Source organism: Reyranella sp., from assembly GCF_052439685.1.
In the GTDB taxonomy this organism is placed as follows: Bacteria; Pseudomonadota; Alphaproteobacteria; order Reyranellales; family Reyranellaceae; genus Reyranella.
Genome location: NZ_JBQVQG010000066.1, coordinates 1 through 285 on the forward strand (window position 1 = coordinate 1; position 285 = coordinate 285).

Consider the following 285-nt stretch of genomic DNA (forward strand, 5'->3'; position numbering starts at 1 on the left):
GGTCGATGGACTTCGTGTACGACGCGCTGAGTGACGGCCGCCGGTTCCGGATCCTGGCGGTGGTCGACGACTACACGCGGGAGAACCTGTGCCTGGTGGCCGACACCTCGCTGCCGGGCAGTCGGGTGATCCGCGAGCTGGAGGCCGTGATCGCCCGGCGAGGGCTGCCCCGGCAATGCGTCTCGGACAATGGCCCCGAGTTCGCTGGCCTGGCGATGCTCGGCTGGGCCCAGGGCCGTGGCCTCGACTGGCACTACATCGAACCGGGCAAGCCGCAGCAGAATG

General features: G+C 69.5%; 1 protein-coding gene. It reads left to right on the forward strand.

Annotation, left to right across the window (positions count from 1 at the left end; translation table 11 throughout):
• Positions 1-14: 14 nt before the first annotated feature.
• On the forward strand, positions 15-285 hold a 271-nt coding region (locus tag ACT6UX_RS30265; protein ID WP_444778844.1), incomplete at its 3' end, for a DDE-type integrase/transposase/recombinase.